The 22,925-nt window shown below is 47.6% G+C and carries 21 protein-coding genes and 1 rRNA gene; 8 read left to right on the top strand and 14 right to left on the bottom strand.

What is annotated here, in order from left to right:
• Nucleotides 1–70 precede the first annotated feature (70 nt).
• From H1S01_RS15130 to H1S01_RS22060, 6 genes are all read right to left on the bottom strand, one after another.
• Complete coding sequence (locus H1S01_RS15130) at nt 71–817, bottom strand: SDR family NAD(P)-dependent oxidoreductase (protein WP_188041254.1); 747 nt, start codon at nt 815–817, stop codon at nt 71–73.
• A gap of 130 nt (nt 818–947) precedes the next feature.
• On the bottom strand, nt 948–2,132 hold the full coding sequence (locus H1S01_RS15125) for a pyridoxal phosphate-dependent aminotransferase (RefSeq protein ID WP_188041279.1): 1,185 nt from the start codon (nt 2,130–2,132) through the stop codon (nt 948–950).
• Nucleotides 2,133–2,226: 94 nt separating this feature from the next.
• Nucleotides 2,227–2,661, bottom strand: a complete 435-nt coding sequence (locus H1S01_RS15120; RefSeq protein ID WP_188041253.1) for a hypothetical protein — start codon at nt 2,659–2,661, stop codon at nt 2,227–2,229.
• 160 nt (nt 2,662–2,821) lie between these two features.
• Nucleotides 2,822–4,585, bottom strand: a complete 1,764-nt coding sequence (locus H1S01_RS15115; protein ID WP_188041252.1) for a YcdB/YcdC domain-containing protein — start codon at nt 4,583–4,585, stop codon at nt 2,822–2,824.
• A 167-nt stretch (nt 4,586–4,752) separates the two neighbouring features.
• Nucleotides 4,753–5,178 (bottom strand): manganese catalase family protein, encoded by a 426-nt coding sequence (locus tag H1S01_RS15110; protein WP_188041278.1) that lies wholly within the window; start codon nt 5,176–5,178, stop codon nt 4,753–4,755.
• A gap of 9 nt (nt 5,179–5,187) precedes the next feature.
• Nucleotides 5,188–6,639, bottom strand: a complete 1,452-nt coding sequence (locus tag H1S01_RS22060; RefSeq protein ID WP_341479113.1) for a recombinase family protein — start codon at nt 6,637–6,639, stop codon at nt 5,188–5,190.
• A gap of 644 nt (nt 6,640–7,283) precedes the next feature.
• On the opposite strand from H1S01_RS22060, the gene H1S01_RS15100 reads away from it, so the two are divergent.
• Together H1S01_RS15100 and H1S01_RS15095 are read left to right on the top strand one after the other, a co-directional pair.
• Nucleotides 7,284–7,679, top strand: coding sequence for a nucleotidyltransferase substrate binding protein (locus tag H1S01_RS15100; protein ID WP_188041250.1), 396 nt, complete (start codon nt 7,284–7,286; stop codon nt 7,677–7,679).
• Nucleotides 7,676–7,987, top strand: a complete 312-nt coding sequence (locus tag H1S01_RS15095; RefSeq protein ID WP_188041249.1) for a nucleotidyltransferase domain-containing protein — start codon at nt 7,676–7,678, stop codon at nt 7,985–7,987. The genes H1S01_RS15100 and H1S01_RS15095 overlap by 4 nt, the downstream gene beginning before the upstream one ends.
• A gap of 136 nt (nt 7,988–8,123) precedes the next feature.
• Here H1S01_RS15095 and H1S01_RS15090 read toward each other — a convergent pair whose 3' ends face one another.
• Nucleotides 8,124–10,313, bottom strand: coding sequence for a DNA topoisomerase 3 (locus H1S01_RS15090; protein WP_188041248.1), 2,190 nt, complete (start codon nt 10,311–10,313; stop codon nt 8,124–8,126).
• 174 nt (nt 10,314–10,487) lie between these two features.
• Nucleotides 10,488–10,991 (bottom strand): metallophosphoesterase family protein, encoded by a 504-nt coding sequence (locus H1S01_RS15085; protein ID WP_207732362.1) that lies wholly within the window; start codon nt 10,989–10,991, stop codon nt 10,488–10,490.
• A gap of 173 nt (nt 10,992–11,164) precedes the next feature.
• Between H1S01_RS15085 and H1S01_RS15080 the strand changes: the two genes are divergently transcribed.
• The 4 genes from H1S01_RS15080 (at nt 11,165) to H1S01_RS15065 (ending at nt 16,299) form a co-directional block, all read left to right on the top strand.
• Nucleotides 11,165–12,055 carry a radical SAM protein gene (locus tag H1S01_RS15080; protein ID WP_188041247.1) on the top strand — a complete coding sequence of 297 codons (891 nt, stop codon included), beginning with the start codon at nt 11,165–11,167 and terminating at the stop codon, nt 12,053–12,055.
• A 154-nt stretch (nt 12,056–12,209) separates the two neighbouring features.
• Nucleotides 12,210–13,784, top strand: a complete 1,575-nt coding sequence (locus tag H1S01_RS15075) for a spore germination protein (RefSeq protein WP_341479112.1) — start codon at nt 12,210–12,212, stop codon at nt 13,782–13,784.
• Nucleotides 13,781–14,953 carry a Ger(x)C family spore germination protein gene (locus tag H1S01_RS15070; RefSeq protein WP_188041246.1) on the top strand — a complete coding sequence of 391 codons (1,173 nt, stop codon included), beginning with the start codon at nt 13,781–13,783 and terminating at the stop codon, nt 14,951–14,953. The genes H1S01_RS15075 and H1S01_RS15070 overlap by 4 nt, the downstream gene beginning before the upstream one ends.
• Nucleotides 14,954–15,177: 224 nt before the next feature.
• Entirely contained in the window at nt 15,178–16,299 is a 1,122-nt protein-coding gene (locus tag H1S01_RS15065) for a GerAB/ArcD/ProY family transporter (protein ID WP_188041245.1), read from the top strand.
• A gap of 101 nt (nt 16,300–16,400) precedes the next feature.
• Here the strand turns inward: H1S01_RS15065 and H1S01_RS15060 are convergent, their stop codons facing one another.
• From H1S01_RS15060 to H1S01_RS15035, 6 genes are all read right to left on the bottom strand, one after another.
• Nucleotides 16,401–17,681 carry a hypothetical protein gene (locus tag H1S01_RS15060; RefSeq protein WP_188041244.1) on the bottom strand — a complete coding sequence of 427 codons (1,281 nt, stop codon included), beginning with the start codon at nt 17,679–17,681 and terminating at the stop codon, nt 16,401–16,403.
• A gap of 82 nt (nt 17,682–17,763) precedes the next feature.
• Nucleotides 17,764–19,077: a hypothetical protein gene (locus H1S01_RS15055; protein ID WP_188041243.1), complete on the bottom strand. Its 1,314-nt coding sequence runs from the start codon at nt 19,075–19,077 to the stop codon at nt 17,764–17,766.
• A 36-nt stretch (nt 19,078–19,113) separates the two neighbouring features.
• Nucleotides 19,114–19,992 (bottom strand): ABC transporter ATP-binding protein, encoded by an 879-nt coding sequence (locus H1S01_RS15050; RefSeq protein WP_188041242.1) that lies wholly within the window; start codon nt 19,990–19,992, stop codon nt 19,114–19,116.
• A gap of 111 nt (nt 19,993–20,103) precedes the next feature.
• The gene (locus H1S01_RS15045) at nt 20,104–20,874 is read right to left on the bottom strand and encodes a hypothetical protein (RefSeq protein ID WP_188041241.1); all 771 of its coding nucleotides are present in this window, start codon (nt 20,872–20,874) and stop codon (nt 20,104–20,106) included.
• Nucleotides 20,871–21,395, bottom strand: a complete 525-nt coding sequence (locus H1S01_RS15040) for an RNA polymerase sigma factor (protein ID WP_207732361.1) — start codon at nt 21,393–21,395, stop codon at nt 20,871–20,873. Before H1S01_RS15040 ends, H1S01_RS15045 begins: the two co-directional genes overlap by 4 nt.
• 339 nt (nt 21,396–21,734) lie before the next feature.
• On the bottom strand, nt 21,735–22,067 hold the full coding sequence (locus H1S01_RS15035; protein WP_188041239.1) for a hypothetical protein: 333 nt from the start codon (nt 22,065–22,067) through the stop codon (nt 21,735–21,737).
• A 390-nt stretch (nt 22,068–22,457) separates the two neighbouring features.
• Between H1S01_RS15035 and H1S01_RS22050 the strand changes: the two genes are divergently transcribed.
• Both H1S01_RS22050 and H1S01_RS15030 read left to right on the top strand, forming a co-directional pair.
• Nucleotides 22,458–22,586, top strand: a complete 129-nt coding sequence (locus H1S01_RS22050) for a hypothetical protein (protein ID WP_279287020.1) — start codon at nt 22,458–22,460, stop codon at nt 22,584–22,586.
• A gap of 89 nt (nt 22,587–22,675) precedes the next feature.
• Nucleotides 22,676–22,925 (top strand): 16S ribosomal RNA (locus tag H1S01_RS15030); the annotation flags it as partial.

The raw sequence follows: 22,925 nt of genomic DNA, 5'->3' as shown, positions 1-22,925 counted from the left end.
ACCGTTTTTACCGATAGATTGCGGCTTACTTGGACATAATTGTTTTTTAGCAACAATCATTCCGTTTGGTTCAGGGTTGGTAGATCATCTTGCGGGTCATGCCGCCATCGAGGATTAAATTGGTGCCGGTGATAAAATCATTCCCTTCGGCGGTGAGAAACAGACAAGCCCGAGCGACATCTTCCGGTGTTCCGACACGCCCGGCTGGATGCTGATCATGGTCGATAGGGCGAAGTTGATCGTAGTCTCCCGTTTCTATCCATCCCGGGCTGATGGCGTTGACTCGAATCTTATCGGCGGAAAAGGAAAGGGCAAGGGCATGGGTGAGAGCGACGATCCCGCCTTTCGAAGCAGCGTAGGCTTCGGAATCAGGCTCCGACATGATGGACCGTGTGGAGGCGATGTTGACAATGGCACCGCCTCCATGACGGCGCATGACTTTCGCGGCTTCCCGGGAGCAAAGAAACACACTGCGCAAATTGGTGTTTAGGATATCGTCCCATTCCTCGACGGTCAACTCATAGGGTGATTTCCACCGGGATACACCGGCATTGTTGACGAGGATATCGATACGACCACATTGCTTTTCTACATCGACCATGAACGAGGAAATAGCTTGGGGCTGCCGAACGTCGAGGGGATAGAAATAAGCTCGGCCTCCCGAAAGGCGCAGCTCTGTTTCTGCCTTTCGACCATCCTCCGTGTTTTGCTCAGCGATAATGACGGTGGCCCCTTGAGAGGCATACATTTGAGCGATGCCACGGCCGATACCTCGTCCTGCTCCTGTAATTAGGGCAACTTTACCTTTGTATTCCATCGAAAGCCTCCTATACGAGGTTACATTTAGCGAATGGTGAAGGAAGATGCGTACGTTGTAAAAAAACAAAAACGAAAAAAGAAAGCGACTTTTGGCAAGTCGCTCCTTTTTTATAGGTGCACACGTCAGATTACATCCCAAACTCTCGGGCCAGGGCCGTAAAGGCGGGCAACGAGTTTTCGATGATTTTCTTTTCCATACAGTAGGCGATGCGGAAGTATCCCGGTTTACCAAAGCCGGTTCCGGGAACTAAGAGGATGTTATGGCGTTGAGCCCTCCGGATAAACTCGATATCATCGGCCAGCGGAGATTTGGGGAAGAGGTAGAAGGCCCCTTGTGGCTTGACCATCTCAAAGCCCAGTGAGGTCAGGTGGTTATAGAGAAGATCCCGCTTTTCCTTATACTCGTCGATGTCGACAGATTCCTTTTGCAGGTTTGCGACCAAACGCTGCATCAAGGCGGGCGCATTGACGAAACCGAGGATGCGGTTGCAGAAGACAAGACCGTCGAAGAGAAGTTCCACTTCGTCACATTCCGGGTTGACTGCAACATAGCCGATGCGTTCGCCGGGCAGGGCCAAGTCTTTACTGTGCGACGTCACCAACATGCTGTTGCGAATGTGGGCGAAGACAGGCGGTACCTTCACGCCGTCGTAAGCGATTTTCGCATAAGGTTCGTCGGAGATGACGAAGATGGTCCGGCCGTGTTCGGCGCTTTTTTCTTCGACGAGGCGATTCAGTGCGTCGAGACTTTCGGCGGGATAGATGACCCCGGTTGGGTTGTTGGGCGTGTTGATGATGATGGCTTTCGTTTTCGCTGTGATCGCGGCGGCGATGTTGTCCAGATCGAGCTGGAAGTCCTCACGGCTCTGGACGACGACGGGCTGACCGCCGTGGTTGTTGATGTAGAATTTGTACTCCACGAAAAAGGGCGCTACGATGATCACTTCGTCGCCAGGATCGAGGATAGCCTTAAAAGCAATATTCAGGCCGCCGCCAGCGCCGACGGTCATGACGACATGGTTGGCTGTCAAGGTTTTGCCGCTGGCTGCACTGAGAGCTTGGGCCACAGCGGAGCGGGTTTCTTCGTAACCGGCGTTGCTCATATAGCGGTGCATGCCGGGAATGGGGTGATTGGCCAATTCTTTTAAAGCCTCACGGAAGGCAGCGGGGGGCTCGTTGTTTGGGTTGCCGATGGTGAAATCGTAAACCTTATCAGGTCCGTAAATCGCCCGTAGACGATCGCCTTCTTCAAACATCTTCCGAATCCAGGAGGATTGGGTAATCTGAGCTCTGATCTGCGATGCGACGGAAATAATGATCGCCCCTTTCCATTTATTATATCTATGATAAAGCGAAAAAGCAGAGGAGACAACTGCAGGAAGGGCGAAAGTTCCCATGACTGGGCCTTTACTCGGCCATCTTCCCTTTCATCATCCATAAGGGGACAAGGGAAGCCAGGAGTAGCAAGACGTTAAAGACGGCATTGAAGACGACTCCGAAATACAAGGATATGGCCGTGTCGACGAAAAACCAAAGGGTGATTCCAACAAAGATACATTGCCAGGCCCAAGGTTCTTTTTTAGCAAGAGGATAGTGGGCGAGAAAAGCGATAAAAACGCCCCAGCCGGCACAGGTGGCGCCCAATACGCCGTAAATCCAAGCTTGAAAGGTTCGGGGCGGTTCCTGGGAGAAGGGGTCCGGCCAAAAGGTTGGGTTGATTTGGTCGTTAAATAACAAATCAAAAAACGGCGTCTGGCTAAAAAAAGCCAGCACTAATCCGAAGATTGTAAAAGTCAGACCAAAGAAGAAGAGCCCTTTTCTCCAAAAATGGTAGTCCCGCATCGATACCCCTCCATGTAATCATGTTGACCGTTTTCCTTCGGACTATCTTAAACAAGTGAGTCGCTAAGAAACACCGGTTTCCACAGTACTACCTTTTAGGCAGGGGGCAGGGGCTTGGATTGAAAGAGAGAGCTTCGCCAATTTTAACTTCACAGAGAATTTATTTTAATGTAACCACTTCGCCGGTGATTGCGTCGATTTGCCGAATCGCCAACGGCTTTGCGATTATGTAGCGGAGGTAGGCTCGTGGTGAACGTTGACCATAGAATTCAGGCCACTCATAGATCAACTGAAGGTCGCTCTGTTTCAGAAAGGCTGTTTTTGCTTGAACGGGGATAATCGCTTTGGACGGATCGGGGTGGTCTTTCAACTGCGCCACTTGACCATAAAAGGAGGATACTTTACCGGTTTCTCCGTCAATCGTGAGGGAGTAAGGTCTCCAATCGGGAACACCTTGGTACAGTCGGTTCACAGAAAAGGTGTAATCGGTGTTCGAGTTTAGTACATCTTGCGGAAGTTTGCTTCTATCGACCCAATCAGGGATCTTCTCAGGGACGTACCGATGTATTTCCATTTCGTATTCGCCTTTTTCTAACGTAGATGCGAGGAATGTCATTAATGTCTCTTGCGCTTGGGCTACCGTGATCTTTGATTCTTTTTTGCCTTCATTTCTGTCGACGGCACAATAGAAATTGTTTACTTTTCCTGTTTCACTGTTCACTGCGAGTGTCAGAGAGCGTATATTCGATGGGCCGGATAAAGTCCGGGTTAGACTGGTTGCGTCGGTTGTATTCATCATCCAATTATAGGTGGTTTGCGGGCCAGTGGATGTGTCGCCGGGGGCAGAATCGATATGCAATTCCATCTGGTCTACATCAAGTTGAACCACCTTTTTCATAAATCGAGCAGCATCTTCTTTGTTGCGAATGAGAGACTCGCCGTTCCCATGGATAGCGATTATTTCTCGTGAAGGGACGGATGAGGATATCCCTTCACCCGTTTTTGCATCAATGAGGTAAGAATCGACGGCATAGACGAGCCGAGCCTTCGCAGAGGGAGAGAAGATGGAGTCGGTACCGTCAGGGTTGTAGATAAGCCGGAGTTTTAACCATTTGTCGGCGGAATTTTTGATCTCTTCTGCCGTTTTTAGATCGACTGCTGCGGGGAAGATGGACTCATCGACCATGAGAGGTCCAATGTTGTTGGCGTTGATAATATGTCCGTTGGCATCCACATCGATGGTCCAACCGCTGTTCAGCACCGGGATTCCTTTGACGAGCCGCTGAAACTGCACCGTTCGAAAATGATACTTCTTGTCGTTCCCCCGGCCGTCACCAGATAGGGAGTAGGAGATGAAATCGCTGTCGCCCAGACTGAACTGCTTGTATTCTTCACCGGCAACTAATCGTAAAAACGTCGTCGCTTGTGCGATGGCAAAGTCTTTTGATGGATAATCCTCACTGGTCCAAGTGTCATCGTGCCAATTGAAGCGGATTAGATTCCCCTTCTGACCATCAAAAGTAGCTGTTGCGAAGCCATGGTTCTCTGTTTGTGGTCCACTGAGGTTAATATGCCACAATGTCTTGTGCCCGGCAGGGTCCCAGTAGCCGAATGTTCCATCTAACAGTTCCAACTGTTTGCCAGTGACCTTCATCCGGCTTAAGTCATGATCCAGAGACATTAAAGTTCTTAAGGTAGCGTCGCTTTTTGTAACGACCTCCGGGTAAGGTTGGTTTTCGAAGAGGAGGGTCGAAGGACCCGCATCCGCTGTGGAAGTTGATACCGTAGCCGCTTCAGCGATGGGATTATCACCGTCGACGGGGACTGACAGCATGGATGGGGTTAATAATAGGGCCAAGGTGATTCGAGACAAAGTCTCTTTCATAGGGATAGCCATGCTTCGAAACGTGCCTGTTTCCCTCATAAATGGCCTCCTTTTACATGAATGATAAAATAAGGTAGTTCGTACTTCGATAAATTCTATGAATTACCTTTTTTGCTCGGAGCTAAGTGTAAAAGTTTTTGTAAGCCCAAAGGAGGAAAAGAGCCAGAAAAGACGGCTATAGTCTCTTCTGGCTCTTTTCATGGGATTTAATAACACTTCTTGCGGCCCATAAAATCCTGCACATCATTCAGTGCTTCCCCAAAGCGTTGGAAGTGAACCACTTCTCGTTCGCGAAGGAAGCGCAGCGCATCCTTGACACCGGGATCATCAGTCAAATTGATCAAGTGCTCGTAGGTGGCCCGGGCTTTTTGTTCAGCCGCGAGGTCTTCGTGCAGATCGGCGATGGGATCACCGGTGGCCTGGATATAAGCGGCTGTCCAGGGTACCCCGTTGGCATCTGCATAATAGAGGGCGTTATCATGCTGGGTATAAAAGCCGCCCAGGCCGACTTCCCGCATTTTCTCCGCCGGAACGCCCTTGGTGAGTTTATAAATTAACGTCGCAATAACTTCCAAGTGGGCTAATTCTTCCGTGCCGATATCGGTGAGAAGGCCTTTAGTGTTCTTTATCAGTTGATATGGCTATTCGCCTAGTTCGACCTCGACATGGCCGTCTTTAAATACTTTCACTCCGTTCAAAAGATTCGACACAATGCCTCGGCGTTCATCAGCAGAAGCCTGAGTCCAAAGTTCCGAGAAGTTCTTTAAAACCTCCACGATGTCGGCCATGGTGATGGCTCTTTCGTTTGCCTTTTGAACATGGTCTTCTAGTTCGATAATTTCGCTCTCCAGGGATTTCTTTTTTTCCCGGAGTCCATTTATTCTTTCGACCAAGTCATCTGGGGAGATAGCTCCTTTTTCAAAGGCATCATACCATCGTTCTAGTTTTTTATCGATACCGGTTAATTCCTTGCGAAGACGGTTGATTGTTCGAAGGAGATCTTTGTCTTCATTGCCGTCCAAAAGTTCTCCGGCAATTTCGGCGACTGCACCTATATCAACGCTGTACTTTCGTAAAACATCTACGACAGCATCCTCAACTTCAGCGGCCCGTTTGTACCCCACCCGGCATTCCTTCGAACGGGTCATATAGGGCGTGCTCTTATCCTGGCTGTAGCAGACATAGTAGTCGATAACCTTCTTCGGCTCTTTGCAGGGATAGTTCTGCCATACACGCTTATAGCGCATTCGGGCACCACATTCCCCGCAATAGACGATACCAGATACGAGTCCGCCATGAACCGTAGCGGCCGAACGGACAGCCCCACGCTGGGCAAGCAACCGTTGCACTTCGTCCCATTTCGAACGGTCCAGGATAGATGGATGATTACCTTTATGCCTTTCGCCTTTATGTTCAATCACGCCGGTGTAGATAGGGTTAGTCAAGATAAACTTAAGCGTTACCGTGTTCCATTTGCGGCCGGTGGGGGAAGGGATGCCTTTTTGATTTAGCAGTTCTACAATGCCCTTATAGCCTCGTTCACCCTTGAGATACTCGTAATATATCCAACGCACCAGGTCGGCCTGTTCCTCGTTGATGACAAGGCGCTTCTTGGCTGGGTCGTGGTCATAGCCGAGGGGAGCGGGACCACCCATAAATCGGCCTTGCTTGGCACTCTCTTTCTTCGCCAGGCGGACCCGTTCGACGATCGTTTCCCGTTCCAACTGAGCAAAGACGGCCATCATACCGAGGGCCGCCTTGCCAAAGGGTGTCGTTGTATCAAATGATTCGGTAACCGATTTGATGCCGATTCCGTGGGGTTCAAATACGTCTTCCAGAAGGTACAGTGTGTCCCGTTGCTTCCTGGAAAGACGGTCTAACTTGACGAACAGGACCGTATCGAACTTCTTCGCCTGGGCATCTTTTATGAGTCGCTGCATGTCTGGGCGATTGAGGTTCTTACCAGAGTATCCGTCATCGACGTAGAAGTCGAAGATCTCCCAGTCCATGGCTTGGCAGTAAGAGAGGAGGCGGGATTTTTGAGCGGGTATGGAGATGCCGTGTTCGGCTTGTTCGTCCGTGGAGACGCGAATGTAGGCTGCGACAAGAGGCGTAAGAATTCCTCCTAACCTTATAATTGCCTAATATGAAAAGGGGTTTTCTTCTAGGAATGAATCAGCCCTTTATCTTTACGAGCCAGTGATAAAGGCACCAAGCTGGCACATTACATCACTCCCCCGGGTTACGCAACCGATTGTATAACTGGTCTCCTTCGATTCTTTCAAGTTCCAGTGCATATTCTTCTCTGCGCTTATTAATTAAGACCACAGATGCTAAAACACAAATAACAGAAAAGAACACCAAGATACCGATCAGTAACGGGAAATCCATATTCACCACCCTCTACCTTAAGGTTTGTAGGATTACTCTATATTTTTTGTTTGTGGAAATCAATGAGTTTCAAGAGAAAAAATACTTGGGAAATTGAGTAAGCATACCGGTGCGAAATAGAATTGAGGTTGCGCAGATATCCACAATCTGTGGGTAACTCTGTGGATTATGGGTGTATTAATAGTGATTTAACTGTTGATAACCAGTGCATCGGCAAGAGGTGTACATTATTATTAAAGACGGCTTTTAAGTTCGTGGTAAATTTAGTAAAATGAGTTTAAGCAATGTTCTTTTGGAGTAAAGAAATAATACTCACTATAAGTTTAATTGCGGAGGTCTAAAATACATGAATTCGGATATCCGTTGGCAACAGAGATTCTCTAATTTTAAGAAGGCAACGAGCCAGTTGACGGAATTCATCGAGAAAGATGAACTTAATAAGTTCGAAACTCAAGGACTAATACAGTGTTTTGAGTATACCTTTGAACTAGCTTGGAAAACCATGAAGGATTATCTAGAAATAGAAGGGTTTGATCCAAAGACCCCTAGAAAAACGATCCAGACGGCTTATCAAGTTGAATTGATTGAAGATGGTCATGCTTGGATGGACGCATTGGAGAAAAGAAACTTAATGGCACATACCTATAACGAAGATAGGGCGAAAGAATCGGAAAGACTTATTCGCACGATATACTACTTTGCCATTCTGAAACTTTGCAAAAAATTTGAGGCATTACTATGAACTTTGGCTTGACGGAGTCCGATCTTCGCTACATCGTAAACACGATTAAAAGCTACGGAGAAATTGACAAGGCGGTTATCTTCGGTTCAAGAGCCAAAGGGACGTTTCGGCGAGGATCCGATATTGATATTGCTATTTATGGCGATAAGGTTACATTTGATACGGTGTCTTCATTACATGCTAAGCTTGAAGAAGAAGGCCCGTTGCCTTATTTCGTGGATATCATAGACTTCACTCACTTAGATCACGAGGCGTTAAAAGACCATATTCACCGTGTTGGAAAGGTAATTTACGAGCAGAATGCTTGAATCATTCTCATTTGATGTGCTATGGCGTATGTGACCATGGAAAGTGAACCGTCGACAGATCGATTACTGCAATAATTGAATATAAAAGCGAAAAAAGAAGTCTGTCGCGGATAACACGACAGACTTCTTTTTCATATCATAGCTTCAGCTTAGCCAGTGCATCGGCAAGAGCTGTATTCGTAATTCCCTCATCCTTGTTCTTTTGCAGGAACTTGCTGACTTCTCGTTTGCTCATGGAATTCTTCTTATCTTCATTCCGTTTGGTAAAGGCGCTGAGTTTCTCCCGATAGCCGCAAGCGCAGGTGAAGGTTTTGCCTTCCCCTTCGCCGATCATTTTCATTTTCTTTTTGCACTGGGGGCAACGGGCGTTGGTGTTCAAGGAGAGGCTTTTACGATAACCGCACTCACGGTCCTGACAGACTAACATGTCGCCTCGTTTTCCCTGGACTTGCAACAGGAATTTTCCGCATTCGGGACATTTTTCTCGGCTGAGATTATCATGGCGGAAGGTTTGGTTGTCGCCGGCGACGTTGGAAACTAATTGGGTCGTATAGCCGCGTATTTCGTTGATGAAATGATCTCGATTGGCCCGGCCTTTGCTGATCTCTGTTAATCGTTGCTCCCATTTTGCCGTGAGTTCCGGCGATTTTAACTCGGCAGGGACTAAGTGGATGAGCTGCATTCCTTTAGAAGTGGGGACGATTTCTTTTCCTTTGCGTTCCATATAAAAGGATGAAAAGAGTTTTTCGATGATGTCCGCGCGGGTCGCGGGTGTTCCCAGACCGATTTGGCTGCCCATTTCTTCGCGCAGTTTCTGGTCTTCGATAAATTTGCCGGGGTGTTCCATCGCCGAAAGCAGCGTAGCCTCGGTGTAACGGGCTGGTGGCTTCGTTTTATTAGCTTGTGTTTTCACCGCATCGATGCTCAGTTTGGCTCCCTTTTGGATTTCAGGGAGGGTCTGTTCCGGTTCTTCTTCATAATCGGTCCAGGGGTCTTTCTCTTCCATATTACCGAGACCCTCGTAGACTTGGTGCCATCCTTTGTGCTTGACGATTTTGCCTTTGGCGGAGAAAAGCTCTCCTTGGATAGAAGCCTTGATGGTCGTTTGCTCATATTCAAAGGGAGGGGAGAGTACGGCGAGAAAACGCTTTACGATCAAGTCGTAGATTTTTCGTTCATCGGGGCTGAGCTTGGCTAAGTTCACGTATTCTTCCGTCGGGATGATGGCATGGTGATCGGTGACATTGCTGTTATCAACAAACCGTTTGGTCGGGGTGATTTTGTTTCTCAGTATCCCTCGGGCGAGATCCGCATAGGGACCGACGGCGATACTTTGTAGGCGTTCCGGTAAGGTTGGGACCATGTCTTCGGTGATGTAACGGGAGTCGGTCCTCGGGTAAGTGACTAGTTTATGGTTTTCATACAGTTGCTGCATGATCGAGGCCGTTTTTTTGGCCGAAAAATCGTATTTGCGGTTGGCGTCTCGTTGCAATTCCGTCAGGTCATAAGCCAAAGGAGGAAATTCTCTTTTGGCTTCTTTTTTGATATCGATGATTTCTGCCGGTTGCCCAGCGACCTTTGCGATGATCGCGTCCGCCTCGGCTTTGTTAAAGATGCGGTTTTGGCCGCTCCGCTTGTCTCGCCAGATGAGAGAAAAGCCCTTTGTGGTGGCGTGGATCGTCCAGTAGTCTTTAGGGACGAATTGTTTGATTTCCTTTTCTCTTTCGACCACTAGGGCTAGGGTTGGTGTTTGCACACGGCCAGCAGAGAGTTGGGCGTTATACTTACAGGTTAAGGCTCGGGTGACGTTTAACCCCACGAGCCAATCGGCTTCGGCGCGGCACTCGGCGGAAGCGTAGAGATTTTCGTAGTCTTTTCCCGGTTTTAGGTTGCGAAAGCCCTCTTGGATGGCCCGGTCCGTTTGGGAAGAGATCCAGAGGCGTTTGATGCTTTTGCGCCATCCTGCTTTTTTGAGGATCCATCGGGCGACCAGTTCGCCTTCTCTTCCCGCGTCGGTGGCAATCACGACTTCATCAATATCGGGCTGCCTGAGCAGGTTTTTGATAATGCCATATTGTTTGGCCGTCTCTTTCATGACGACTAGTTCCATTTGCGGAGGGAGCATGGGGAGATCTTCGAGATTCCAGGTTTTATACCGATCCTCGTACACTTCCGGATCGGCCAGCGTAACTAAGTGTCCCAGTGCCCATGTGGTAATGTAATTGGGGCCGATCAGGCATCCGTTTCCTTTTTGATGGCAATATAATATTTTGGCGATTTCTCGGCCGACGGACGGTTTTTCCGCGATGACGAGTGTCTTTTTCACGTTTTCACTCCAGCTTCTTTTTATCCCCGGAATATTATCCTGCATTCTGACAGAGAAAAACAGCTTTTCAGCTGATTTTAGATGAACTATTCATTTCGGGAAAAACTAGTTTTTTAGGTGAAAATGGAATCGTCTATGTCCTTTAGCCTGGTTGAGCCTATCACAGGCTCGATTTTACTTTGGTTGATTTGAACCTCCGATTAGGTGGCGCTCAACTTCGATTCTCTTTCCATTCACATGCAGTAAAGCAACCGTAATCGGTAAATTAAACCGTTTCGGACCGGCACTTCCGGGATTGATGTATAGAATACCCTCTTTTTTCTCTTCTGAAAATTTATGAGAGTGCCCATATACGACGGCGTCGATACCGTCTGCCTTCGGAACGATGTTCAGCTTCCCAACATTATGAATGAGATAAAACCGGAGTTCACCGATATTGACGACTTCTGTTTCAGGCAGTTGCCGGCTCCATTCGTCTTTATCACAGTTTCCCCGAACCGCCACAAGGGGAGCGATTTTTTGGAGTTCATCGAGGACTTTCGGCTTCCCGATATCGCCGGCGTGAAGGATCACATCGGCGTCTTTTAGTGCAGCTAGGGCTTCTTTTCGGATTAAGCCGTGCGTATCCGAAATGATACCGACGGTCACGCACTGATTCTCTGTCTTCCATATGCTCATCCGGTTATTAACCTCCGTACAGACTTACATGAAGTCTCGCAATTAGACACACATCGACGTAATAAATGCTTAAGTATTAAGGTGCGATTTTAGCACAGGTGGCTCGAATATCGTAGTAGTCATCATGCCCACACTATGCAGAAAACGAGTTTACTCGTAGGGGGCCTCCATTTATGCGTATTCAGATAGAAGAACTGCGGGATCGGGCAAGACAGGCCCATCGACTCTGGGAAGCTTGTATTCTTTGCGGTCGTCGATGTCAGATCAACCGCCGGGAGAGGGCGGGACTATGCCGGGCGGGTAACCAAGCGGTGGTAGCTTCCTACGGTCCTCACTGGGGAGAGGAGCGCCCGCTCGTGGGAACCGGTGGTTCCGGTACGATCTTCTTTTCTTATTGCAACCTTTCCTGCGTCTTCTGTCAAAACTTCGATATTTCCCATGAAGCTGAGGGGGAAGAGGTGGACGGAGCTCGTTTAGGTGCCATCATACTCAGTTTGCAAAAGCAGGGATGCGAAAACATCAATCTCGTTAGCCCGACCCACTATGTACCGGTCATTCTAGATGGGTTGACCCAGGCAGCAGAAAAGGGGTTACATGTTCCTATCGTGTACAATAGCGGCGGCTATGACAGCCTCGAAATCTTACAACTGCTTGATGGTATTATTGACATCTATTTGCCCGATTTTAAGTTCGCCAGCGACGATTTGGGCCAGAGGTTCTGCGGAGTTAAAGACTACGCTTCGGTGGCGAAAGCAGCGCTGAAGGAAATGTACCGCCAGGTGGGGCTTCCTCAATTAGATGAAGAGGGGACAGCACAAAAAGGATTGATCATCCGCCATCTGATGATGCCAGCGTTACCCGATAATACACTCGATGCGATCCGATTTATCGTCGATGAAGTGTCCCCACAGAGTTGGGTCAATGTGATGGCTCAGTACTACCCGGCTTATCGTGCGGAAGAGCATCCGCCGATAGATAAGCCTTTATCCCGGCGGGAGTATCTTCAAGTGATCAAGCAAATCAAGCTTTTGGGGCCGGAGTTAAAATTGCTTAACGGTCTCTAAAAAAGGAACCCTTATCGCTAGAGTTGGCTAAATGGGAGATCCCTGGTAAACCTAAGCAGAGTATTGAGGTGAAAAACAGCGTTACCATCGAAAGGAACCCCTTCGCATAACTGGAAGGGGGCAGGGGGACACTGAACCCGAGGGGGTAACCTCTGTGACCAAGACAGCACCTGCGGGCCTAAGACGTAATATTCGTAAGAGCGGACCTACTTCGACGACCGAGAAGCCTACTTCAGCACAAGGACAAAAATTCAACTGTTCCTTAGGCAGCAATTTAAAAGTCATCAAGAAAGTCCTTCAAAATGACGGTCTGGTCATCTATCGAAAGATTCGCTTAGCCACGACTCCTTTGCGGCACTGTTATGTCATTTACGTAGATGGTATGGTCAACGGTGACTTACTGAATGAAAACATCCTTCGGCACCTTTTGAACTACGACGTAAGAGTTCCCGCTCAGGTACCGAAAATGTCCTTTTCCGACGTGTTGATGAACCGGGTCCTATCGACTGGAAGCGTTCAGAAGGACGGGAGTATCGATTCGGCGATTCAAAGCCTTTTATATGGAAATGTGCTGGTGCTCGTCGATGGGATTCCTTATGCTTTTGTCATTGATGCAAAAGGATGGGAGATCCGCTCCATTTCTGACCCGGAAACAGAACGGGTCGTTCGCGGACCACGGGAAGGATTTATCGAGAACATCCTCACCAATCTCACGATGATCCGCCGGAAAATGATTAACCCCGATTTAAAAATGGTCTTCCGGGAAATTGGAACTCGCACGAGAACGAAGATTTGCATCGTCTACGTAGAAGGAATCGCCCGGCCAGAGATCCTTGAGGAGGTATACCGCCGACTCGACAAGGTACAACTAGATGGCGTCCTTGAACCGGAATACATTATTGAATTCATCCGCGATGCGCCTCTTTCTCTATTCGAGACCATTGGAACGACAGAAAGGCCCGATACGGCTGTAGGCAAGTTGCTCGAAGGACGTATCGTCATCATGGTGGACGGATCGCCCTTTGCGATCACGCTGCCTTACCTTTTTTTGGAGTATTTTCAAGCGAACAAAGATTACTATGATAATTTTTTCTACAGTTCCGCCAATCGTCTGCTTCGCTATATAAGCTTCTTTTTGACGACGAGCACCCCAGCGATCTATGTATCCCTGGTCAACTTTCACCAGGAAATGATTCCGACAAGATTGTTGGTTAGCATTGCGGCAGCCAAAGAAGGGGTACCTTTTCCGGCGGCGATTGAGGCATTTATCATGCTCATGGCCTTTCAATTGCTCCGGGAAGCAGGTGTGCGGCTTCCATCCCCCGTCGGTCAGGCTGTCAGCATTGTGGGAGCTTTAATTTTGGGAGAAGCTGCAGTTACCGCGAAAATTATCAGCGCTCCGATGGTGATTGTGGTCGCTTTAACCGGTATATCTGGATTTATCGTCCCAGAAATGCCGGGGGTTTCTTTTTTTCTAAGTCTGTTCTTTTTGTTTGCCTGTTCTTTCATCGGTTTTTTTGGATACATTTTCGCGGTTATCGCTGTCACCATCCATATAACAAGCCTTCGTAGTTTCGGCATGTCTTATCTTTCGAATCTGACATCGATTCACTTGCAAGAATTGAAGGATACGGCCGTACGTGCTCCTTGGTGGTGGATGACCTATCGACCGCGGTTACTGTCTCGGGATAAGCGGAGATTAGCTGATCCAGGGAGAACGGAATTATGAAAAAAAGCGCTTGTGTTCTATTGGTGATTTGGCATCTTTTTGTCCTTTGGTCCATGGCCGGATGCTGGAATTTCCGAGAGATTCGAGACTTAGCCGTGGTCATCGGGGCTTCCTTTGACAAGAAAGACGATCAGATTTACTTAACCGTCGAAGTTTTAAATCCCAAAGGGGGAGAGCAGGATCGAGGCACGTCGGGTTCGCTCGGTATAAAGCCGCAGCTCTTTGAGGGTTCTGGAAAGACGGTATTCGAGGCTGTTCGCAATATGATCTCTAAAGTGGGAAGAAAGCTCTATTGGAGTCACGCGAGAGTCTTCATCGTGAGCGAAGATGTCGCGAAGGAGGGAATTATCCAAATTATCGATTGGATAAACCGTGACGCAGAGGTCCGTCCCCAAACGTGGATACTGGTGAGCAAGGGACAAGCAGCCGGGGATATCCTCCGGACTCGATCCAAACTTTTTGATACCGTATCCATGCAGATTGACACGCTATTGCGAAGTCAAGGTAACTCGGGGAAGTTGTTAGCTGTAACGGTGGGTGATTTTATGGAGGAGATGCAAAAGCCAGGAGTGGGGGCTGTGGCACCGACGGTAGAAAGCATGAAAGATGAGAGAGAGCAGATTCCCGAGGTGACAGGTTCTGCCTTGTTTAGGGAAGAAAGACTGGTAGGCTTCCTTAATGGAGAGGAAACCATGTATTTGTTATTTCTCCGAAACCAGATGAAAAAAGGAACCCTCATTGCTGCCACCGCAGATCATCCAAAAGCCAATGTCAGTCTAGAAGTTTTCCGAAGCCATACCATAAAAACAGTGCGTCTAGTGGACGACCGCCCTGTAGTGGATATTTGGATTGACTGCTTAACTGGCATAGCCGAGATATCGAAAGAAAACGACGTGATTTCCGAAAGAGGAAGCCAAAAATTGACGGAAAGAACAAACGAACGGCTACAAAATAAAATTACCGATACCATTAAAAAAGTACAAAAGGAGTATGGAACCGATGTATTTGGTTTTGGCAATTTGATTTACCGTGAACGACCGGATATTTGGGGAACAATCCCTAAAGGGGGCTGGTCCAAAGTGTTCCCGACGGTGGGTACAAATGTGAATGTAAATATAATGCTGAGAGGTAGTGCTAAGCTTTCAGAACCGACAAGAGTTGGTGAATGAGTTGGAATATCATTATTTTATCTTTGTGCTCTTTTCCTTCTTTGGTCTTGTCGAAGCAAGGCAACTTTATCGTCAGAAGCAGCGGAAGGAACTAGCGTTCTATCTGTTCCTATTACTACCGGGGTTGGTCTTTACGGTTTACATGGCTACTCAGGTAGGCCTTCTGAGCATAGCGGAAAGGTTGGACTTTTGGTTGGGAAGGATGCCCCAGTGAGGAGGGTAAAATGAGGCGAGAATTACTGTCGTTCAAACAGATCGTCTACTTGCTTATCTTGTTTATCACCGGTAGCACTATAATATTGCCCGTGGGCACTGAAGCGAAGCAAGATATTTGGGCGGCGGTTATACTCGCTATTGTTATGACAGTTCCAATGGTGCTTGTCTACGCCCGGATATTATCTCTCTTTCCGGAGCGGAACTTGCTGGAGATCAACGAACAGATATTGGGGAAAATTGTTGGCAGGTTTATCAACTTTATGTTCGCTTTCTATGCCTTTACCTTATGCGCTCTGGTACTGGACAACTTCGGGCAGTTTATCAACGTTACGGCGATGCCGGAGACACCCTTAGCCATTCCCATGGTGATATTATGCCTTTTGGCCCTTTGGGCGACGAAGGAAGGTTTAGAGGTCATTGCTCGGAGTGGGGAGATCTATTTTCCGATTATAGTCTTTGCGGCAGCTTTCACCTTTCTCTTTTTAACGCCCAATCTAAATATCCAGCGATTACAACCCCCTTTGCACCAGAACAGTGAGGGTATCGTCTCTGCGGCGTTACACCTTTTTAGTTTTCCTTTTGCAGAAACAGTCATCTTTATGATGATCATTTATAGTAGTAAGAAAACGAAGGCGATGACCAAGGTGTACCTTGCGGGATTGGTTATCGGAGGCGCAATCATCTTACTTTCAGTCACTTCGGTCATGGCCGTAATTGGCCCAGAGAGATATCAAGCGACCTATTTTCCAGCCTATTTAGCGGTACAAACCATCAACGTAGGCGACTTTCTACAGCGGGTAGAGGTGGTCGTCTTTTTAATTGCCATTTTTGCAGGGTTTACTAAAATATCTCTTTGTTTCTACGCCGCTTGTAAGGGTTTTTCCAACGCTTTAGGGTGTAAGGAATACCCTTTTCTAGCAGTCCCCTTGGGCTTACTAGAATTCCTTTTTGCTGCTAACTTATTCAACAATACAAAGCAGATGGCCCGATGGGCGTCTGAAGTCTACCTGTATTTTGCTTTTCCTTTTCAGGTAGCCTTACCGCTGATCTTATGGATCGTGGGGGAGGTCAAGCAGCGGGGGCGACAAGGGAGTCCTGAAGTTGATCTTCACGATGAATCACAGGGATAAGCCCTCTGCGATGCCAAGGGAACGCAGAGGGCTTTAGGCTTAAGGTGAAAAGATCGTTGTTCTAGGCGATGCTGAACCGAAGCCATCCTAAGCGGGTGGGTCTATTTCACCTCATGCTGTTGAAAAGTTCGGTAAGCAGCCGGCGTAAACAAAAGCGAACCGAGTAGGGCCGTCAGCGCCATGGCCACCGGCTGGGTCAGGATGAGGCCGAAGAGGTTATAGAATAGGGCTATCTCAAAGTGATAGGTAGGGTGCATGATATGAAAGGGAAACAGGGATAAGATTTTATCGGCGAGATAGGACGTTTCGGACAAGTCGATACTTGGGGCGTAAAGCAGCAGCGCTGACAGAATCACCGAAATAAAGGGACTGGTTCCTTTTGACGAAAGGAACAGCGTGATGGTCGCCATCAAAATCAATCCAATATATCCGAGGCTTAATTCCGTCAGATAGAACTGCCAAAAAGCTAGGTTATAGGGAGATTGGTAAAAATACATGTTCAACTGTATATTGCAGTTATACCCGTCCAAGCCAAAATAGGCCGCAAATAAGAGAAAGTGTATCATGGCAAAAAACAGATAAAGTGCAGTGACAAAGAGAAATGAGCTGAACAGTTTAGCGGCGATCACCTTGTTTTTGCCATATCTTGTCGTCAGAATGAGGGCATCGGTCTGTTGACTGTACTCCTCTGCGAAGACGGGAGACAGGCTGATGACAACGACGGCGCCAAGCACAATCGCGACGAAGTAGGGAAACTCTGTACATAGGTTTTCCCATCCCCCGTAGTAGTCGTAGTAATAGGGGCTGTTGATTTGTTCGTACATCTGGAGGAGCTTATGCACCTCTTCGCCGGAAAAGGTAGGTTTGACAGTGGAGTGCCGTTCATAGATGGAGTTGAAGTTTCCAGACTGTAATTCCGCTATGATTTCGGACAGACGATATTGACGTCCGAGATGACGCATGATCGTATCGTAAGGATCTAGTTCACGCAAATAAACTTCGGGTGTAACGGTCATCACAGGCGGAGTTTCGGCTATCTCTGTGTCACTGACGCCATAGATGCGGAGCAAATCTTTTTTTACGTCCGTTGCATTAGGGTTGACGGCGAGGTTCGCGGGGTTTTTTTCAATGGCCTTTCGTTCGGTTTCATACGTTTGGATATATTCATCGGTAAAATAGCCTTTGAATCGCCCCATGCTCTCCTTGTCATAGGCAATCGCTTCGAGGCCTCGCAAGCTTTTCATATTGTTTATGTTATGGATTTGACTCAGTACATTGATGGCGAAGAAGAGTGCCGTGAGGAGTAGAGCGCCGAAGAGTACCCAGGCGGTTAAAGGCCTCCCGGCAATTTTTCTTAGCTCAAACTGGATCAACCACTTCACGGCTGTCTTCCTCCTTAAGCTCCGTTAGGCCCTATCGCTTTTTCGACGGGTCATAGAGGATTTCCAACGTTTCTTCCTACGTTCACGCTTCATGCCTCTGAAAAGACCGATAGGCAGTGGGAATGAGCAATACCAGACCTAGAAATGCGGCCGTGGCCATGGCGACTGGTTGGGTTAGGATGAGGCCAAAAAAATCATAAAGTACCCCTAATTCAAAATCGTCATTCGCTCTCATGATGTTCACCGGGAAAAGGGACATGATTTTGTAGGCCAGGTGGGATTGAACGGATAGATCGATGTTCGGGACATATAAAAGGAGTCCCGAAAGGACGACGGAGATGAAGGGGTTTTTTCCTCTCGATGAGATAAATAGGGTGATAGCTGTCATGAACATCAATCCGAGATAACCTAAGCCGAGGAGTGTTAGATAGAGTTCCCCATAGGTCAGGTTATAGGGAGACTGATAATACCAGGCGTACAATTGGATGCTGCTGTTTGCGCCGTCCATTCCAAAAAAAGCGGCGTATAATCCAAGATTTATGGCTGCGAAGCAGATGTAAACGAGCGTGGCGAATAAAAAGGCACTGATGATTTTGGCTTTGATCAGCGTACTTTTGCCGTATTTTGTCGTAAGAATGATCGCGTCCGTATGTAGGCTGTACTCTTGGGAAAAGACGGGTGAAAGGCAGATGATGATGATGGCGCCGAGAACAACCACTGTAATGAAAGGAAATTCTTCACAGAGATTACGCCATCCGTAAAAGTAGTCGTAGTAGACGGGGTTTTTCGTACGTTCATTGTCTATTCGTTCGTACATCTGCAGCAGTGTATTCACTTCTGCCATAGACAGCTCCGGCTTTACCGGATGAGCGGGATTTATTCGACGTTCATAGATCCCGTCGATGTTTCCCTCTCGCAGTTCCTCGATGACTTTGGGGATGTAGCTCAAGAGGCTCGTATGGGAACGGTAGAATTCGTAGGCGTTCAACTCGCCTAAATAAACGTCCCCTTTTACTTTCATGATGGGCGGTGTTTTGGCGATTGCTTCTTCACCGTATCCGAAAGAACGGAGTACTTCGATTTTTTTCTCCATACCTTTTTCGTCGAGTTCCAAATTATCGGGGTTGTTCTCAATGGCAGTTCGCTGGACTTCGATGGTTTGCCTATACTCATCCGTCAAAAACCCTTTTAGTCGGCCCATCAGTTGTCGATCTCGTTGTATCGCCTCGATTCCATGGAACTCGACGATGCCGCCGTAATTCCTCTGCTCTTGCACATTTAGAGCGAATAAGAACAGATTACACAGCATTGCTGATAGAAGTACCAGGATGGTAAAGCGCGTTCCTGCAATCTTCTTCATCTCAAACCGGATGAATTGTTTTAAAAAGGGTTCCATATCCCTTGCTTACCCCCTCTGGCTATTTACTTTGGCTTAACGGTCGCGATGGCTTTCTTCTTTAAAGTAGTGCAAGTAGAGATCTTCTAAGGTGGGGGAGGTGGGCAGGGCGCTTTCACAAGGTTTACTTTCCGATACGATCCGAAGGTTGACTCCTGAGCCGAGGTGTTTTAGGTGGCTAATGGTATATCGATCATTTAATTGGGCCGCTTCCGATTCCGATACTTCACACTCCCAGACGGCTCCATGGATGTGGGCAGTGATGTGGTTAACAGGCCCGTGGTCAAGCAGGGTACCCTTTCGCATGATTAGGATTTCATCGGCGATATACTCCACATCCGATACGATATGGGTGGACAAGATGACGATCCTTTCCGTTCCGAATGAACTGATGAGATTGCGAAAACGAACCCGTTCTTTCGGGTCGAGGCCGGCGGTAGGTTCGTCGAGGATCAGGATTTTCGGATCATTGAGCATCGCCTGGGCGATGCCAAGCCGTTGACGCATCCCGCCCGAAAATGAATTGATTTTTTTCCCTTTCTCGCCGGTCAGCCCGACGAGTTCTAGCAGTTCGAGACTCTTTTGTTTCGCTTTGGATTGGGGCAGCCCTTTTAGGGCGGCCATATACATGAGGAAGTCATAGGCACTGAAATCGGGGTAGTAGCCAAAATGCTGCGGAAGGTAGCCCAATAAGTCTCGGTAATCTTCACCGAGCCGGTGGATATCGGTTCCGTTATAGGCAATCACACCGGAAGTCGGCTTGAGGATGTCACAGATCATTCGCATCAGCGTCGTCTTTCCGGAACCATTGGCACCGACCAAACCGTAGACGCCTTTATGTAAGGTGGCCGTCAACCGGTCTACAGCTACTTTAGAGCCATACATCTTTGTCAATCGATCCATGGTGAGTTCCATATCCGTTGATCCTCCTCGACAAAAAAAGTTACTATCCAGCGATTTTAGGCGGCCTCTTACCTACTATAATGTTCGTCAATGAAGGCAGGACTTACTTGCATCGGGATTGATTCATGAACGGATCCATATGAGTTGTTCCCCTTCGCTAAAGTAAGTAAAGAGGGTAGAGATTTCTCGGGTTAATATCCAGGCTGACAGGAAGAACAGCAGGAACCACCCCGTCAGGGTGGTGACCGCATAAGCATCGCTAAAGCGGGACAACAGCGCAAATCCCAGGGAGAGAAATATTCCCGCGGACAAAGCGGCTGCCGTGGCTGCTTTACCCCGTACTTTTCGCAATATAAAGAGGTAGAGACTGTTTGCCATGGTGAAGGGGACAAGGATATACATACCCAGGTGGATCAGGCTGACGGGGGAATGGGTGCTGGAGAAAAGCAAGAGGGTGGTGATGACGATAAGATCGGCAACACCGAAGAGGATAAGGCGCAGCAGAATCAGTTTTTGCAGATTGAAGCGACAAGCCATCTCCATTTCCCACATCTGATAGTGCAGGCTTTTTCCTAGCTCCGGGACAGCAACGAGCGCGAGTAGCGGTGACGAGGTGGAAAGTACGGCCATGGCAGTTTGTTGGGCGTCACCGATACGGCTGAGGTGGGGCAGGAGGCTAAACACCAGGACCAACAAGGCTGCTTGGGCGATCCAGATGTAGGGGGAGATATAGCGAATCTGTCCGGCGAGCAATTCCCAGAAGGTGATTTTGCCGTAGATTCTGGCTCGGTTCAGTTCTTTTTGGGCTAGTTGGATCGTTTGACGCAAATGAGCCGGGTCGATCTCTGGTACCGAGTACCGGTGTAGGATTTCCTTGAGTTTCTGGTCTGTCAACAGAAGTCCTCCTCTCGAAAGAATTTCTTCAGCTTCTCCAACCCTTGCTTTAAGCGGGATTTGGTGGTGGATAGGTTGGCACCGATAATGTCTGCAATATCGGGGAGCGTCAGATCGTGGTAAAAACGGAGGATAACCACATCTTTTTGGATATCGGGCAAGCGGCTTAGGGCTTCCTTGACGACGTAGGACTGTTCGATTCGGGTAATCTGATTTTCTGCTGCAGGGACTTCAAAATCATCAAGACGTTGCATTCCTGGGGGCTGTTTTCGGAAATAATCGTGGCAGAGATTCAAGGCGATCGTAAATAGATAGCTTTTGAATTTACCCTCATGGATATAGTTGTCGAGCGATTTGACAAGTCGTAAAAAAACCTCTTGCGTGAGATCGGCGGCAATATGAGGGTTCCCCGTTTTCCGATAACAAAAGCGGTAAATTTCGGGGTAATATTTTTGAATCAACCGTTCTAGGGCATCGGCGTTGCCCTGGTGGATTTTTTTGATCAGTTGGTTATCGTCCAATCGCCGCCACATCCTTGTGAAACTGTTCCTGAATCGGAGCACCTTCCCCATATACTATAACGTGTATTTGGAGAGAAAAGATTTACAGGGGAATCATTTTTTTTGAAATAACTGTTGTCGAAAAAAACGATTGCCAGCGACGAATCATATTTCGAAATGATATTTAGCTCTTTATGTATGGACCTAAAGCTACATAACAGGATTAACTGTCTTCGTCGTAAAAATATAGAAAGTCTATCGCCTGTAAACGCGATAGACTTTCAGTGTCTTTGTGTGAGAATATCCTATCTTATCGATGTTTGTTTATTTTGTAAAACGGACGTAAAGTTGGTTTACGTTTTAGACAAGCTGTTTTGACTTTAACTTACTTAATGCAAGTTCAGAGACGTACGGCGGCACATCGTAAAAAGTGCTTAATGTTTCAACGTCTTTACGTGTTGTATTTTCGGAATGGATATCTGGTAAGTCGTTATCTCGTTCCAAAATAGTCTCTTGAAGGAATGCGCACAACCGATCCAACGCGTTGATGATATCTTTTGCTTGTTCTGTAGTTTCTGGACTCTTTTTTTCCTTCAATACTTCAGTATCCAGTTCAATGAGTAACACTCCAGCTTGTTTTGACAGTATTTGAATCCAGTTTAACTGTCTTTGCGTAGGAGGTGTTTGGGTCATTTATCAGTCACCTCTTTAAAAAATGAATCAAATTGGTTGAACAGTTACTGTACACACATCTTATCAAGAAGAAAGCTGTCTAACAATGTGTCTGAGACTTCTTACTGGTAGAACGGTCCTAACTGCGATACTTCGGTACCGAAGTTATAGCAAGTTCAAGTTAATTGGGAAATATTTCTGATTGAAGTTGCCTTGAATTAGTGATAAACTACAATTCCTGTCGAGGTGCAGAATGCCCTATACAAAGAGGCAGTTCCCCAAAGGGTGTATGATTCTGTTTTGTGGTCTAAAAGCAAAACAAGTCTTTGCCTAAAAATACCAGTTGAAATGAGAAATAAAGCGTGGTATTATAAGGTTCCGCCCGGTAGTTCGGGAGGATTTCTTTGGTCCTTGAAAATCAAACAGTTGTTAAAGCAAAAGCGTGCGAAATTAAAGTTAATTCGGCCCGCGCAAGCGGGACGGACAAACCTTCTGAAAAGCAAGGGCATCTTGGTCGGCATACTTGAGCGTTTAGCCTAAATGTATTGCCATGATTAAAATGCACAAGCCTAAAGTAGGATGGATTTGTTAAGATTTCATAGAGCTTGACTCAAGCTTATCTACAATATTTTGTGGAGAGTTTGATCCTGGCTCAGGACGAACGCTGGCGGCATGCCTAACACATGCAAGTCGAACGGAGAGCTGAAGTTTCGATGGAAGCTCTTAGTGGCGGACGGGTGAGTAACGCGTGGATAACCTGCCTGAGAGTGGGGGATAACAGCCCGAAAGGGCTGCTAATACCGCATAACGTTGTCTGGGGACATCCCCGGACAACCAAAGGAGCAATCCGCTCTTGGATGGGTCCGCGTCCGATTAGCT

Origin of the sequence: Heliobacterium chlorum (assembly GCF_014502795.1) — a bacterium.
GTDB lineage: Bacteria > Bacillota > Desulfitobacteriia > Heliobacteriales > Heliobacteriaceae > Heliobacterium > Heliobacterium chlorum.
The sequence above is the reverse complement of the archived record's forward strand: the minus strand, read 5'-3'. Positions and strand labels throughout refer to the sequence as shown.

What these genes read in the sequence shown, in the direction of transcription:
- H1S01_RS15055 (WP_188041243.1), bottom strand. Translation starts at nt 19,077, where the DNA reads ATGGAACCCTTTTTAAAACAATTCATCCGGTTTGAGATGAAGAAGATT.
- H1S01_RS15120 (WP_188041253.1), bottom strand. Translation starts at nt 2,661, where the DNA reads ATGCGGGACTACCATTTTTGGAGAAAAGGGCTCTTCTTCTTTGGTCTG.
- H1S01_RS15035 (WP_188041239.1), bottom strand. Translation starts at nt 22,067, where the DNA reads ATGACCCAAACACCTCCTACGCAAAGACAGTTAAACTGGATTCAAATA.
- H1S01_RS15065 (WP_188041245.1), top strand. Translation starts at nt 15,178, where the DNA reads ATGAGGCGAGAATTACTGTCGTTCAAACAGATCGTCTACTTGCTTATC.
- H1S01_RS15085 (WP_207732362.1), bottom strand. Translation starts at nt 10,991, where the DNA reads ATGAGCATATGGAAGACAGAGAATCAGTGCGTGACCGTCGGTATCATT.
- H1S01_RS15095 (WP_188041249.1), top strand. Translation starts at nt 7,676, where the DNA reads ATGAACTTTGGCTTGACGGAGTCCGATCTTCGCTACATCGTAAACACG.
- H1S01_RS15100 (WP_188041250.1), top strand. Translation starts at nt 7,284, where the DNA reads ATGAATTCGGATATCCGTTGGCAACAGAGATTCTCTAATTTTAAGAAG.
- H1S01_RS15115 (WP_188041252.1), bottom strand. Translation starts at nt 4,585, where the DNA reads ATGAGGGAAACAGGCACGTTTCGAAGCATGGCTATCCCTATGAAAGAG.
- H1S01_RS15130 (WP_188041254.1), bottom strand. Translation starts at nt 817, where the DNA reads ATGGAATACAAAGGTAAAGTTGCCCTAATTACAGGAGCAGGACGAGGT.
- H1S01_RS15050 (WP_188041242.1), bottom strand. Translation starts at nt 19,992, where the DNA reads ATGGAACTCACCATGGATCGATTGACAAAGATGTATGGCTCTAAAGTA.
- H1S01_RS15070 (WP_188041246.1), top strand. Translation starts at nt 13,781, where the DNA reads ATGAAAAAAAGCGCTTGTGTTCTATTGGTGATTTGGCATCTTTTTGTC.
- H1S01_RS15080 (WP_188041247.1), top strand. Translation starts at nt 11,165, where the DNA reads ATGCGTATTCAGATAGAAGAACTGCGGGATCGGGCAAGACAGGCCCAT.